Raw genomic sequence first — 13,075 nt, forward strand, 5'->3', positions numbered from 1 at the left:
TTCGTGATCGCCCTCGCTGTCCTTTTCGGCCTGGTTCTGGTCGGTGTGCTCGTCGTCGGATTCCTTCTGGTGAAGGTCCGACGCGAGGCCGTCGTGCTGTCCGAAAAGGTGACACGGGCGGCGGGCGGGTACCAGGCGAGCAGCGCTGACCTGCGTGAGCGTGTCCGACGTGAGGGGTCACGGCGATGATGACCGAAGGCTCGGACGCGCGTACCATCGAAGGCGCTTGGTCGCGCCCCACAGAGAGGTAGAACCATGGGACCGTTCAACGGACCTACCATCGCCATCCTGGTGATCCTTGCCATCTTGCTGTTCGGAGCCAAGAAGCTCCCGGACCTGGCCCGTTCCCTGGGACGTAGTGCCCGCATCCTCAAGGCCGAGAGCAAGGGCCTGGCCGATGAGGAGAACAACGAGGAACAGGAACAGGCCGACGGTCAGGACGGTCGACAGGCACAGCAGGGCCAGGGCCAGGCCCAGACCTCTCGTGCCGACGCCGCCCCGCAGCAGAATCAGCAGCAGGGCTACCCGCAGCTTCCTCCCGGCCAGCGCATCGTCAACGAGTCCGGCGAACCCAGCAACCAGACCTACAACCAGTAGAGTCGCCGGTTCCACCTGTTCGGGGTCGCGCGCGGCCACGGCCCGAACCTGTCGGCGCGGTGCCCTCGGGGCACCGCGCTCCGCGTCTGTATCAGGGGAGTCCGCGGTGCGCGGACCCGGATGAGAAGAGAGTGACCCCACGATGAGGTCCCGAAGCAGAGCGGTCAACCCGGAGGCCCGGATGCCGCTCATGGACCACCTCCGCGAACTACGCAACAGGTTGGCCAAGGTACTGCTCATCCTGGGTCTGGGCGCGGTGCTCGGCTTCGTCTTCTACGACCAGATCTGGGATTTCCTCACCAAGCCGTACTGTTCCCTGCCCGCCTCACAGGTGGTCGAGGGCGGCGGCTGTTCCCTCATCGTGACCGGCCCCTTCGACGCCTTCTTCGTGGCCTTCAAGATCTGGCTGTTCGTCGGCGCGCTGGCCACGGCCCCACTGTGGCTCTACCAGCTGTGGGCGTTCGTGGCCCCCGCCCTGCACGGCAGCGAGAAGAAGTACGCCTACATCTTCGCCCCGTTGGCCGGCGCGCTGTTCGTCGCCGGCGCCGCCCTGGCCTACATGATCACCGCGCTGGCCCTGCAGATGCTCTTCGGGTTCCTGCCCGAGGACGCCGACCCCTACCTGACCATCGGTGAGTACCTCGACTACATGCTCATCATGATGGGCATGTTCGGCCTCGGCTTCGTCATGCCGTTGCTGGTGGTGCTGCTCAACATCGTCGGCATACTCTCCCACGAGGCCATCGCCAAGTGGCGTCGGGTCATCATCTTCAGCTCGTTCCTGGTCGCCGCGGTCGTCACGCCGGCCGAGCCCATCTCCATGCTGGCCCTGGCCGTTCCGCTGGTGGTCCTGTTCGAGATCGCCGAGTTGTTCTGCTTCTTCAACGATCGTCGTCGCAAGCGCCGGGACCCCACCTCGGAGCTGGGCGACGACGAGATCTCCGATCTGGACGACCAGCCCTCCGACCTGGACGAACTCGAGGACTCCGACTCGGGCAAGGGTTCGGGCAAGGGCGACTGAGCGGTCGTCGCGAAGCGGGTGTGGGAGGGTCTCCCACACGCTAGGGTTCGGGGCGGGACGACTTCCTCGTCGTCCCTGCACACCGAATCGGACGCGGGAAGCCGGGAAGTGTTGATGAGCGAGCAGACCGAGGCCAAGCGGGATCTCCCACCCGAGGCCATGGGGAACGAGAAGTGGCACGACACCACCGACGCGGTGTGGTTGCGCTCCTCCCTGTCGAACCCGGACTCCGAGGCGATCGTGGAGGTCGCCGAGTTCGACGACGGGTTCCGCGCCGTCCGTGACGGGAAGTCGCCACAGAAGGGCACCTTGTTCTTCACCCCCGCCGAGTGGGAGGCCTTCGTACTGGGGGCCCGCGATGGCGAGTTCGACATCCCCGAGGAGTACCTCTCCGAGGAGGAGGTCGAGATCCAGCGCGGGCAGGGTCAGGCGGAGGCCACCTGGGTGCCCTCCCCGCTGCTGACCCCCAAGGCGCTGGAGGAGTACCATCGCCGCCAACGTGAGGAAGCCGCCCAGGGGTCCACGACCGAGGACGCCTGAACCGGCCCGCAGACCCGGGCGTTGAGGGTGTGCGGGAACCTCACCGACCCGCACGCCCTCGAATCCCCGCACCGTGGGTAGTTAAGGACCCGGTCATGTCCCCTCACATCGCACTTCTGGTCAACCCGGCCTCCGGTCGTCGTCGCTCCGCCGTTCTCGCGGTGCGGCTCAAGGAGGCCCTGCGCGCGTCCGGCGCCCGCGTGCACGTCTACACGGGCCGCTCGGCCGCCGACAGCAGGCGTCTGGCCCGGTTGGCCGTCTCCGATCGCCCCGACGCGTTGGTGGCGGTGGGCGGTGACGGTCTGGTCCACCAGGCCCTGCAGGGGGTGGTGGGCAGTGGTGTGCCACTGGCGGTGGTCCCCGCGGGCACCGGCAACGACATCGCCCGCGCCTTCGGTACCGGCCGCGCCACCGCACGCGGGATGGCCCAGGCGATCCTGGCCGGACGCACCCGTCCCAGCGACGTGGTCCGCCTGACCCTGGCGGATGGGACCCGGCGCTACTACCTGAGCGTCCTGGCCTGTGGTTTCGACGCCCGGGTCAACGAGCGGGTGAACAACTTCCGGTTCGGGGTGGGCCGCCTCGGCTACCTGATCGGTATCGTCGCCGAGCTGCGCACCTTCCGTCCCATCGACTTCGAGATCGACATCGACGGTCGCACCATCGCCGAACCCGGGATGCTCGTCGCGGTCGGCAACACCGACTCCTACGGTGGTGGCCTGAAGGTGTGCGCGGGGGCCGAACCCGACGATGGACTACTCGACGTGGTCCTCATGCGCGAGGGGTCCAAGGGCCGTTTCATCCGACAGTTCCCCCGGGTGTTCAACGGAAGCCACATGGAGCTGGACGAGGTGCGCCTCGAACGCGGGGCGAGCGTCACCATCCGTGGTGACGCCGGGGCGGCCTACGCCGACGGTGAACGCATGGGCGCGCCGACACTGAAGTGCGAAGTGGTGCCGAAAGCGGTCGAGATGTTGGACCCGACCTCATAGGCTGAGAGGTCTATGAGTAGTCACGCTGAGCGGTACGCCGCCTTCCGTCGGCGGCAGGGCGCGTCCAGCGCCGCCATCGAGGCCTTCCAGGCTCTCTACGGCTTCGAGTTCGACCCCTTCCAGATCAAGGCCTGTAAGGCGCTGGAGAACGGCCATGGGGTGCTGGTCGCCGCTCCCACCGGTTCGGGCAAGACGGTGGTCGGAGAGTACGCCGTGCACCGCGCCCTCGCGGAGGGCACCAAGTGCTTCTACACCACCCCCATCAAGGCCCTGTCCAACCAGAAGTACAACGACCTGGTCAAGCGCTACGGCAACGAGCAGGTCGGGTTGCTGACCGGGGACAACAGCGTCAACGGTGAGGCACCGGTGGTGGTGATGACCACCGAGGTGCTGCGCAACATGCTGTATGAGTCCTCATCCACCCTGGGCGGGCTCGCGTACGTGGTCATGGACGAGGTGCACTACCTCGCCGACCGCTTCCGCGGCGCGGTCTGGGAGGAGGTGATCATCCACCTGCCCGAGTCGGTGCGCATGGTCGCACTGTCCGCCACGGTCAGCAACGCCGAGGAGTTCGGCGAGTGGCTCCAGCAGGTGCGCGGCGACACCACCGTCATCGTCGACGAGAAGCGTCCCGTGCCGCTGTGGCAGCACATGATGGTCGGCAAGCGTCTGCACGACCTGTTCGTCGACACCGAGGTGGAGTCCACCGGATCCGATGAGGACGAGCGGGGCGGTGGCGGACGTTCCAAGCGCAAGCGCGAACGCCGACGCTCCCAGCACGAGCGGCCCCGCGAGATCAAGGTGGGCGGGCAGACCCTGCACATCAACCCGTTCCTGACCCGGGCCGCGGAGGACGACGCGCGCACCACCCAACTGGCCGACCGTCGCCGCCACCCGCAGTCGCGGGCCCGGGGCAACATCCGCCCGCGCACCCGGTTCGCGCCGCCCAGCAGACCCATGATCATCGAGGAGTTGGACGCCCAGGGGCTGTTGCCGGCCATCGACTTCGTCTTCAGCCGGGCGGGGTGCGACGACGCCGTCCGGCAGTGTGTGGCCTCGGGGTTGGTCCTGACCACGCCCGAGGAGGCCGACCACATCCGCGAGTACGCCGAGTCGCGCTGCGCCGACATCCCGCGCGCCGACCTGACCGTGCTCGGCTTCGAGGGCTGGCTGCGCGCCCTGGAATCGGGTGTGGCCGCCCACCACGCGGGCATGCTGCCCACCTTCAAGGAGGTCGTGGAGCACCTGTTCTCCCAGGGTCTGATCCGCGCGGTGTTCGCCACCGAGACCCTGGCTTTGGGCATCAACATGCCCGCGCGCAGCGTGGTCATCGAAAAGCTCGACAAGTGGAACGGTGAGACGCACGCGATGCTCACCCCTGGTGAGTACACGCAGCTCACCGGGCGGGCCGGGCGTCGTGGCATCGACGTGGAGGGGCACGCGGTCGTGGTCTGGCAGGCCGGGACCGACCCCGAGACCGTCGCGGGGCTGGCGGGCACGCGCACCTACCCGCTCAACTCGAGCTTCCAGCCCTCCTACAACATGGCGGTGAACCTGGTCGGGCAGGTGGGTCGCCAACGCAGCCGCAACATGCTGGAGGCCTCCTTCGCCCAGTTCCAGGCCGATCGTGCCGTGGTGGGTCTGGTCAAGAAGCTGCGCAAGCACGAGGAGGCCTTGGAGGGGTACGCCAAGGCCGCCGAGTGCCACCTGGGCGACTTCATGGAGTACGCCTCGCTGCGTCGGGCGTTGAGCGACCGTGAGTCCATGTTGGCCAAGAACCGGTCCTCGCGCCGCCGTGAGGAGGCCCTGGAGAGCCTGGAGATGCTCCGGCCCGGTGACATCATCCGTATCCCCTCGGGGCGCTACTCCGGGCACGCCGTGGTGCTGGACCCCGGCCTGAGGCACGACCTTCCGGCGCCCCTGGTGCTGACCGTGGACAAGCAGGTCAAGCGGATCAACTCCAGTGACTTCCCGATTCCGGTCAAGGCCTCCGGGCGCATGCGTATCCCCAAGTCGTTCTCCGCGCGGTCTCCGCGTTCGCGCCAGGACCTGGCCTCCACGCTGCGCAACAAGCTCAAGGAGCAGGGCACCGAGCCCACCTATGAGCGTGGCGGCAGCCGGGGTGATCGGGAGGACGCCGAGGTCAAGCGGTTGCGCGCGCAATTGCGAGAACACCCCTGCCACGGGTGCGCGGAACGCGAGGACCACGCCCGGTGGGCCGAACGCCACATGCGCACCGAGAAGGACGCCGAGGCGCTGCGCCGGCGTGTGGAGGGGCGATCGCACGTCATCTCCCGCACCTTCGACCGGGTGTGCGGGGTACTGGAGGACCTGGACTACCTGTCGGGCGACGAGATCTCCGACGACGGGGGGCGGCTGGCCAAGATCTACTCCGATCTGGACCTGCTGGTGGCCGAGTGCCTGCGCCGCGGGTTGTGGGACGACCTCGACCCGGAGGAGTTGGCCGCCTGTGCCGCCGCCCTGGTCTATGAGGCGCGCCGCAACGACGACCCCTACCCGCGTCTGCCCGAGGGGCGGGTGGAGGAGACCCTGGACGAGATGGTGCGGCTGTGGGGTGACCTCAACGAGGTGGAGTCCCGGCACCGGGTGTCGTTCCTGCGTCGACCCGACCTGGGTTTCGTGTGGACCGCCCATCGGTGGGCTCGCGGGGACCGGCTCGACGCCATCCTGCGCGGGTCCGACATGACGGCGGGCGACTTCGTGCGCACCGCCAAGATGCTGGTGGACATGCTCGGGCAGATCTCCGCCGCCTCCGGTGACCCCGGGTTGCGCTCCAACGCGCGCAAGGCCACCGACCTGGTGCGGCGCGGTGTGGTGGCCTACTCCTCGCTCAACTGATCGAGGGGCCACGACACGTGATGACCGCCATGGCCGGGTTCCCGACGGGGAGCCCGGCCACGCCCGGCCCAAGAAGTGGAACATCGTTCACGAACCGGATGTTGGTGCTCGTAGTGGTGCCCCGGTGGACGAAGCGGTGCACGGGGGGCGTCATCATGGGAGGGCACGGGACCCCGCGAGGGGCCTGTAGTTTTCGCGAGAAACCCTGAAACGAGGCTTGAGCTGTGCTGCGCACCCTCATGAACGGCAAGATCCACCGGGCCACGGTCACCCAGGCCGACCTGCACTACGTGGGTTCGATCACCATCGACGCCGACCTGATGGAGGCCGCCGACATCGTCGACGGCGAGCAGGTGCACATCGTCGACATCGACAACGGAAACCGCCTGGTCACCTACGCCCTGGTGGGCGAGCGCGGCAGCGGCGTGATCGGGATCAACGGCGCGGCCGCCCACCTGGTGAACCCGGGCGACCTCGTCATCATCATCGGCTACGCCCAGGTCGACGAGAAGGAGCGCGCCGAGCACGTCCAGCACATCGTGCACGTGGACGGCGACAACAGGATCGTCGCGCTGGGCAACGACCCGGCCGAGCCGGTCCCCGGTAGCGACCAGGTCGCCGGTCGCTGACCTCCCAACGCCCGTGCTCGACACGGGTGTCCCGTGACCGGGTGATGGCAACCCCCTCGGGATGGCCGATTCCGGCCGGATCGGTGTGTCCCGGTCTCGGGTATGCCCTGTGGCGGCATGGATGAGCGGGACGAGGATCGGCGCCTGGTCGCCGAACACATCGAGTGGCAGAAGCAGGGTGCGTGGGTCGTCGTTTGGGGCGTCTACACCCGCCGCTTCTGGGCGTTCGCGTGTTGGCCGGTCATCCCGGAGGGCGGTGTGGTGATCGACGCCGAGGAGCCCGACCGCCTGTACGCGGAGATGCGCTACGTCGAACGCGAGCACGATTTCCTCCGCTGGCGCTACGGCCGCGCCCACCCGGTGCGATGAGGGCTACGATTCGTCCATTAACGGGATGAATCGGGGAGTTTGCCACGTGTCCATGGAAACCACTCGGGGGGCGTCGGAGCGTGCCAGGATCCAGCGGCGTACGGTCCTGGTCCTCATGGCGGCACAGGTCGTCGGCGGCATCGGCATGGGTGCCATGCTCGCGGTGGGTGCGCTCATCGCCTTGGACCTGAGCGGTTCGGATACCTGGTCGGGGATGGCGACGACCATGATCACCCTGGGCGCGGCCGTGTTCGCGTTGCCGTTGGCGGGTACCGCCGCGCGGCGAGGGCGTCGCCCGGGGTTGACGCTGGGTTGGCTGCTGGGTGCCCTGGGCGGGTTCGTGGTCATCGGTGCCACGGTGTGGAGCGTGTTCCCGCTGTTCCTGGCGGGGATGATGTTGGTCGGTGCGGGTACGGCCACCAACCTGCAGTCCCGGCACGCCGCCGCGGACCTGGCCACCGAACGTACGCGCGGCCGTGATCTGTCGGTCGTGGTGTGGGCGACCACCGTGGGCGCGGTGGTGGGCCCCAATCTCATCGGGCCGACCGGAGGTCTGGCCCGGGCGCTGGGGTTGAGCGAACTTCTGGGCCCGGTGCTGCTCACCACGGTGGGTTTCCTGGGCGGTGCCGCGCTCATCGCGGTGTTGCTGCGCCCCGACCCGCTGCGGATGGCCACCGCCGACCATTCAGTCAACGGTGCGAAGTCCCCCTCCTCGACCATGGTCGAGGGGGTACGGGCGATCGGTCGCAGCCCCTCGGCGCTGTTGGCCGTGGTGGGGATCGTGGCCGGGCACGCCGTGATGGTCGGCGTCATGACGATGACCCCGGTCCACATGAGCCATCACGGGTCCGCGCTCACCGTCGTGGGACTCACGATCTCCCTGCACATCGCCGGCATGTACGCGCTCTCACCGGTGGTGGGCTGGCTCTCCGACCGCTTCGGTCGTGTCCCGGTGATGTTGGTGGGGCAGGGGGTGCTGTTGGTGTCCGCCGTGGTCTCGGGTACGGCCGGGCACGACGAGGTTCAGGTGACCATCGGCCTGGTGCTGTTGGGGTTGGGCTGGTCTGGATCGCTGGTGGCGGGCAGCGCGCTGTTGGCCGAGTCGCTCTCGGCGGAGATCCGCCCCCCGGCGCAGGGCTTCAGCGACCTGGTGATGAACCTGGGCGGGGCGGGCGCCGGCGCCCTGTCCGGGGTGGTGTTGTCGGTGGCCGGTTTCGGTGGGCTCAACCTGTTCGCCGCCCTGTTCACGCTCCCCGTGTTCGTCCTCGCGATCCGTGCGCGGGCGACCGGCCGTGGGTGAGACACCCGGACCTTTACCGGAAACACCCCGCGAACCTCCCCGTCCCGCGCCCGCGCCCGGTTAATCTGCGGATTCGGGGCGCCCACCGTCGATGGGTGGGCCGACCTTCGTTGGACGAAGGGGTGTTCTCAGTGAGTGAGCGGGAGCCCGGGGACGGGCCGGGACAGGGGCCGGAGCGGGATCCGGTGAACCACCGTCCGCCGGAGGAATGGCGGCCGGGAGACCCGATGGGGGACGGTGATGGGCCACCGGGGGAGCCGCCGCGCCGAACACCCGAAGGGTCCGGTGAGCCGGGGGAGTTGTCCCAGGGGCCCAGCGGCCCCGAGTGGGCCGGACCCGAACAGGCCGGCTACGCCCCCGGCTATGGCGATTACCCCAGTGGCCCGGTCGACTACGGCAACGCCGGTGGTTACGTCCCCGGGACCGGGCCGCCACCGGTCCGGCCGACACCTTGGGGCAGGATCCTGGGAATCGGCTGTGGCGTGCTGCTCCTGTTGCTCCTGCTCCTGGGCGGATGCGCGTCGGTGCTGCTCTTCAGCGCGGCGGCCGACGATTCGACGGCCCCCGCCCCGGACGGTGTCGGCCCGGTGGAGGCCGCCCCGTTCCTTTGAGCCGGGAACGTGAAGCGCCCGTCCCCCCGAAGGGCGGGGACGGGCCGCGGTCACGAAGGTCCGATCAGGGCGCCAGCGCGGGGTCGCGCAGCCACTCCGACAGGTCCTCCTTCCGTTCGCTGTCGCACTTGAGCGGACACGTCGTGCAGTAGCCGTGTTCGGGGTCGCCCTTGTAGTCGAAGCAGCAGGTGCCTCGTACCGCCCAGGTGCCGCGGGGGTGACCCGGGGCGAAGGGGAACAGGCGGGGCCGCTTGCGGGTGATGGCGCCGGCCTCGATCACCGCGTCGCCCAGCCGGGTGGCCAGGTCCCAGGCCTGTTCGGCGTCCCGTCCCAGGTAGCGCGCCGGGTTGAGCATGTAGAAGTGCAGGGTGTCCATGACCCAGCCCCACAGGGTGCGTTTGCCCGCCCGGGAGTGCTCCTGCAGGGCGTCGATGAGCGGTTCGAGGGTGGCGAACAGCGCCTCGGCGGTCAGCCGCAGCTGTTCGTCCTCGTCGCGGGCGACCACGGTGGTGGGGTGGTCGGCGGCAGGGTCGTCGGGCAGGACCACCATGTGGGTGTCGACCACGATCGGGGTGCGAAAGCGGGCCTCGGCGGTGTCCCACGGCAGACGTAGCGTGTCCGGGTCGAGCAGGGGCGCGCGACCGGTCAGGTACAGCGAGGACGCCACCAGGAAGAGGGGCTCGCGCAGGGTGACCCGGAGGAAGTTGGTGGCGGCGGGCAGCCGGTGTCCGGGCCCGTGTTCGGTACGCAACTTGTCGAACAGCACGGGCAGCCAACCCTCGGCGGCCATCGACGTGACGCTGTGGCACTGGGTGCCGTCGAACGGCCGCCGCTGGAGGGTCTCGAAGTCGACGATCTCGGGCAGCGGCGCGAACTTGAGCCGTGTACTGACGGCGCGGATCGCGTTGAGCGGATCTTGGGTCACCGCGGAACCTGCCCTTCGTCGCAAGATGAAAGCCGAAGTCTCGTCCGGGGGAAGCCGTGGTCGCAGCTACCACCGGGGCCGGGTACATCTGCGCCTATGAAGTGAGGCTACCCTAACGAAAGTCGCGGTAGCAATCCTCGGCGACCCGAGTTTGCCCAAAGGTGGGACCAGAGTTCCCAGTTCAGGGGCCGGGTGGGTGGTTCCGGCCGCCGGGGCGGACGAGATCGGCTCGCGGTGTCGGGCCGCGCTCGCGCCGAGGACGGCGGCGGTACTTGAGCCACCACTCCACGAAGAGCAGCGGCAGGACCCACGATAGGAAGCCCGACGCCGTGCCCACGTCCAGCCCCAAGGCGTCGAGGTCCCCGCCATAGACCGTTTCCAGACGCGGCGACATGATCATCATCAAGACGATGAGGAGCACGCGGTTGAACGCGATGCCGTAGATGAGGGCGAAGCTGCGCAGCATCCACTCGCGGTGTTCGGCGAAACGCCGTCGTCGAGCCATGACATAGCCCAAGAGTGTGAAGGTCAGCCACAACACCGCCCACACGGTGTTGCCGATCTGGGCGCTTCCGCCGGTGCCGCTGAACGGCGCGATGAGCAGCGCCGGAACCCCGACCAGGGGGACCCCCGACCAGACGTACACCCGCCCGCTCCAGCGGTGCACGGCCGGATGACGGGTGCGCAGCCATGGCCACACCTGGAGGATCACCAGCAGCGTCAGCAGCGTTCCGCCGAAGATGTGGGTGAGGAGCATCGGGAAGTACCAGGAGGGGCTCTCCGGTAAGGGAAGTCGTGAGTCGGCCGGGTCCAGGCTCAGGTAGGGCGGAACGGAGTAGAGCAGGAACGTGACGCTGAACAGGGCCAACGGCAGGATCCAGGGCCGGCGCCACCACGGAGCGGGTGACGCGGGCGGGCGTCGCCGGGATGGCGGTGTGGTCGTGCGGGTCGATGGGGTGGGTGCCATCGTCGGGTCTCCTTGGGATGTTCGGGTGCTCGCGGGGTCCGCGGGCGAGAATCCGGTCGAGAGCATGGTGACGGGGAACGCCAAGGGGTTTTGGGCTCATGGCGTGCGCTCCCTGAACTGTGTATGCCGCATACTGATAAGTGTATTCAATACACAGTTCTAGGATGGTGTCAACGACGAACCCGACGACTGGTGGCCCATGACGACAGAGGACGCGCCCAAAAGCCGGATGGCGCGGGACGTGGAACTGCTCTGGGGGCTGGACTCCCCACCTCGAAGGCGCGGCCCCAAACCCAGGCTCAGCCGAGAGGTCGTGATCCGCGCGGCCCTCGACGTCGCCGACGCCGAGGGCATCGAGGCCGTCTCCATGCAGCGCGTGTCCAAGGAATTGGGCTACACGACGATGTCGCTGTACCGACACGTGGACAGCAAGGAGGACCTGCTCGTCCTGATGCTCGACGCCGCGATGGAAGGGGCTCCCCCCGGGCCCCGCGCCGACGGTGACTGGCGTGCCGGACTGGAGGAGTGGTGCCACAGCGTCCTGGAGCTCTACCGTCACCGCTCCTGGGTGGTGCGGGTCGCCTTCTCCGGACCACCCGGCGGCCCCAACGGTCTGCGCTGGATGGAGGCGGGGCTACGCGAACTGGTGGGCTCGGGCCTGGACGTGGGGGAGGCGGTCCAGATGCTCATGCTGCTCTCGGCGGCACTGCGCGAGAACGTGCGGCTGGAGACCGAAATGGCCGATGCCGCGCGAACCACGGGCAACACCCTGACCGAGGTCGAACGCGACTACAGCCGGGGCCTGCGCAGGGTGGTCACCGAGGAGGAGTTCCCCACCATCGCCCTCATGCTCCATGAACAGGTGCTGGAGCCACAGCCCACGGCCCAGGCCACCGAAAGGGCGGGGGAGCCCACCCACGAACTGGACTTCGGAATCCGACGGGTACTCGACGGCATCGAGTCCTACGTGCGCGCCCGCGGCACCACCGGCGGAGCCTGACAGGGCCGGGGTGCGGCACCCGCACGCGGATGCCACACCCCGGCCGCCCTCAACGCACCAGAACCAGGTGGTGGCGGACCAACGCGGCCACCACCCGGCCACACGAACCCACCTCCACACCCGCCGCCGCGGCCAGCTCCGCCACGGTCAGCTCACGGTGTTCGGCGAGCGTCTCCAGCACCGGTTCGGTGACCGCCGGCAGCCGGTACCGCTTGCCCGCGACCGTGAGGGCGACCTTGTCACCCTCACGTTCCATCGGCGGTGGCAGGATCGGCACGAACCCCACCCGTGCCTTCGGGCCGGGCACCACGTCCTCCACCGGCCAGGGCAGCGAGAACGACGTCCTGCGTGGGAAGCGCGCGTCCCGTTCGGCCAGGAAGGCGTCCAGGTCCGCCTCCTCCGCCAGCTCCGTCAGCCGGGCCGTCAGCTCGTGCCGGTGCTTTCGGCGCGTTTCCGGGTCGGCGAAGCGCGGCAGGTCGCGCCGGAACGGCTCCTCCTCGAAGAGCCGGCGCACCAACGCCTCCGCCCAGTCGATCCCGGTCGCCCGGGTGAACCCGAAGGTCAGATGCATGCTCATCTCACCGTTGCCGGTCACCGTGTGCCACCACCCGCGCGGCACGTGGAGCACCTGCCCCGGCCGCAGCACGCCCTCCCACACCTGGTGCGGTAGCCCCTCGGCGTCGCGCGGCGGGGTGTGGGTGTGATCGGTGTCGTTCTTCATCGGGAACGGCCGGGTACCCGGGCCGTGCACCTGCCAGTGCTTGGACCCCGCCAGCTGCACGATCATCGTGTCGTGGTCGTCCCAGTGGGTGTCGAACCCGCGCGAGTCGCCCCAGATCAGGTACAGGTTGGCCTGCGCGCGTTCGCGCACCAGCCGCATCAGGTCGTCGGCGGCCGCGCCCACCGCCGGATGCATCCGGTCCACCCCGTCCAGAACCAGGCTGGAACCGCCCCGCAGCTCCTTGTACAACGCCTCCGGGCGCACGATCCGGCGGGCCTCGCGTGAGGCGGTGCCGGTCTCGGTGTAGCGGTCCAACGGAACCGGGGAGCCCTCCCGGTGCAGCCGCAACCGCGGCGGCTCGGGCGCGCACGCGGCCAGCACGTGGTTGAGGTCCTCCAGGGTGAACAGCGAACGTACGGCGTCCTCGCCCAGGTCGGTGAAGACGAACTCCTCGGACAGGCGGGTGGTCAGGGCGTCGCGGCCCACGACGTCGCACAGGGCTTGGCTGAACAGGCGGCCGGGCTCGGTCACGGCGGTCCTTTCG

At 69.1% G+C, this 13,075-nt stretch carries 14 protein-coding genes; 11 read left to right on the forward strand and 3 right to left on the reverse strand.

The annotated features are described in order from the left end of the window. The first annotated feature begins 3 nt into the window (after nt 1-3). The 10 genes from ACWGKS_RS06020 to ACWGKS_RS06065 all read left to right on the forward strand — a co-directional run bounded on the left by ACWGKS_RS06020 (nt 4) and on the right by ACWGKS_RS06065 (nt 8,918). On the forward strand, nt 4-189 hold the full coding sequence (locus ACWGKS_RS06020; protein ID WP_358511675.1) for a hypothetical protein: 186 nt from the start codon (nt 4-6) through the stop codon (nt 187-189). A gap of 66 nt (nt 190-255) precedes the next feature. After that, a complete protein-coding gene (tatA, locus tag ACWGKS_RS06025) occupies nt 256-597 on the forward strand; it encodes a Sec-independent protein translocase subunit TatA (RefSeq protein ID WP_358511678.1) in 342 nt (113 codons plus the stop codon). 181 nt (nt 598-778) lie between these two features. Continuing rightward, a complete protein-coding gene (gene tatC / locus ACWGKS_RS06030; protein WP_358511713.1) occupies nt 779-1,618 on the forward strand; it encodes a twin-arginine translocase subunit TatC in 840 nt (279 codons plus the stop codon). 114 nt (nt 1,619-1,732) lie between these two features. After that, nucleotides 1,733-2,158 carry a DUF397 domain-containing protein gene (locus ACWGKS_RS06035; RefSeq protein WP_358511680.1) on the forward strand — a complete coding sequence of 142 codons (426 nt, stop codon included), beginning with the start codon at nt 1,733-1,735 and terminating at the stop codon, nt 2,156-2,158. Nucleotides 2,159-2,253: 95 nt separating this feature from the next. Further along, nucleotides 2,254-3,150, forward strand: a complete 897-nt coding sequence (locus ACWGKS_RS06040; RefSeq protein WP_358511683.1) for a diacylglycerol/lipid kinase family protein — start codon at nt 2,254-2,256, stop codon at nt 3,148-3,150. 12 nt (nt 3,151-3,162) lie between these two features. Further along, the gene (locus tag ACWGKS_RS06045; RefSeq protein ID WP_358511686.1) at nt 3,163-6,009 is read left to right on the forward strand and encodes a DEAD/DEAH box helicase; all 2,847 of its coding nucleotides are present in this window, start codon (nt 3,163-3,165) and stop codon (nt 6,007-6,009) included. A gap of 224 nt (nt 6,010-6,233) precedes the next feature. Next, nucleotides 6,234-6,638 carry an aspartate 1-decarboxylase gene (gene panD / locus ACWGKS_RS06050; protein WP_358511689.1) on the forward strand — a complete coding sequence of 135 codons (405 nt, stop codon included), beginning with the start codon at nt 6,234-6,236 and terminating at the stop codon, nt 6,636-6,638. A 117-nt stretch (nt 6,639-6,755) separates the two neighbouring features. Then, entirely contained in the window at nt 6,756-7,007 is a 252-nt protein-coding gene (locus tag ACWGKS_RS06055; RefSeq protein ID WP_358511692.1) for a hypothetical protein, read from the forward strand. Nucleotides 7,008-7,059: 52 nt separating this feature from the next. Continuing rightward, nucleotides 7,060-8,307, forward strand: coding sequence for an MFS transporter (locus ACWGKS_RS06060; protein ID WP_452522006.1), 1,248 nt, complete (start codon nt 7,060-7,062; stop codon nt 8,305-8,307). Nucleotides 8,308-8,438: 131 nt separating this feature from the next. Beyond that, a complete protein-coding gene (locus tag ACWGKS_RS06065) occupies nt 8,439-8,918 on the forward strand; it encodes a hypothetical protein (RefSeq protein WP_358512300.1) in 480 nt (159 codons plus the stop codon). Between the two features lie 64 nt (nt 8,919-8,982). Here the strand turns inward: ACWGKS_RS06065 and ACWGKS_RS06070 are convergent, their stop codons facing one another. Both ACWGKS_RS06070 and ACWGKS_RS06075 read right to left on the reverse strand, forming a co-directional pair. Continuing rightward, complete coding sequence (locus ACWGKS_RS06070; RefSeq protein WP_358512303.1) at nt 8,983-9,843, reverse strand: (2Fe-2S)-binding protein; 861 nt, start codon at nt 9,841-9,843, stop codon at nt 8,983-8,985. Between the two features lie 181 nt (nt 9,844-10,024). Further along, nucleotides 10,025-10,810: a DUF2306 domain-containing protein gene (locus ACWGKS_RS06075; protein ID WP_358512306.1), complete on the reverse strand. Its 786-nt coding sequence runs from the start codon at nt 10,808-10,810 to the stop codon at nt 10,025-10,027. 199 nt (nt 10,811-11,009) lie between these two features. Here ACWGKS_RS06075 and ACWGKS_RS06080 point away from each other — a divergent pair, with 199 nt between their 5' ends. Then, a complete protein-coding gene (locus ACWGKS_RS06080) occupies nt 11,010-11,810 on the forward strand; it encodes a TetR/AcrR family transcriptional regulator (RefSeq protein WP_358512309.1) in 801 nt (266 codons plus the stop codon). 49 nt (nt 11,811-11,859) lie between these two features. On the opposite strand, the gene ACWGKS_RS06085 is transcribed toward ACWGKS_RS06080, so the two are convergent. Beyond that, nucleotides 11,860-13,062 (reverse strand): JmjC domain-containing protein, encoded by a 1,203-nt coding sequence (locus ACWGKS_RS06085; RefSeq protein ID WP_358512312.1) that lies wholly within the window; start codon nt 13,060-13,062, stop codon nt 11,860-11,862. Between the last annotated feature and the right edge of the window lie 13 nt (nt 13,063-13,075).

This window comes from Nocardiopsis sp. NPDC055879 (assembly GCF_053615935.1).

Bases quoted from the DNA above. Each gene is read 5' to 3' on its own strand.
- tatA (WP_358511678.1), top strand. From the start codon at position 256: ATGGGACCGTTCAACGGACCTACCATCGCCATCCTGGTGATCCTTGCC.
- tatC (WP_358511713.1), top strand. From the start codon at position 779: ATGCCGCTCATGGACCACCTCCGCGAACTACGCAACAGGTTGGCCAAG.
- ACWGKS_RS06035 (WP_358511680.1), top strand. From the start codon at position 1,733: ATGAGCGAGCAGACCGAGGCCAAGCGGGATCTCCCACCCGAGGCCATG.
- ACWGKS_RS06040 (WP_358511683.1), top strand. From the start codon at position 2,254: ATGTCCCCTCACATCGCACTTCTGGTCAACCCGGCCTCCGGTCGTCGT.
- ACWGKS_RS06045 (WP_358511686.1), top strand. From the start codon at position 3,163: ATGAGTAGTCACGCTGAGCGGTACGCCGCCTTCCGTCGGCGGCAGGGC.
- ACWGKS_RS06055 (WP_358511692.1), top strand. From the start codon at position 6,756: ATGGATGAGCGGGACGAGGATCGGCGCCTGGTCGCCGAACACATCGAG.
- ACWGKS_RS06060 (WP_452522006.1), top strand. From the start codon at position 7,060: ATGGAAACCACTCGGGGGGCGTCGGAGCGTGCCAGGATCCAGCGGCGT.
- ACWGKS_RS06075 (WP_358512306.1), bottom strand. From the start codon at position 10,810: ATGGCACCCACCCCATCGACCCGCACGACCACACCGCCATCCCGGCGA.
- ACWGKS_RS06080 (WP_358512309.1), top strand. From the start codon at position 11,010: ATGACGACAGAGGACGCGCCCAAAAGCCGGATGGCGCGGGACGTGGAA.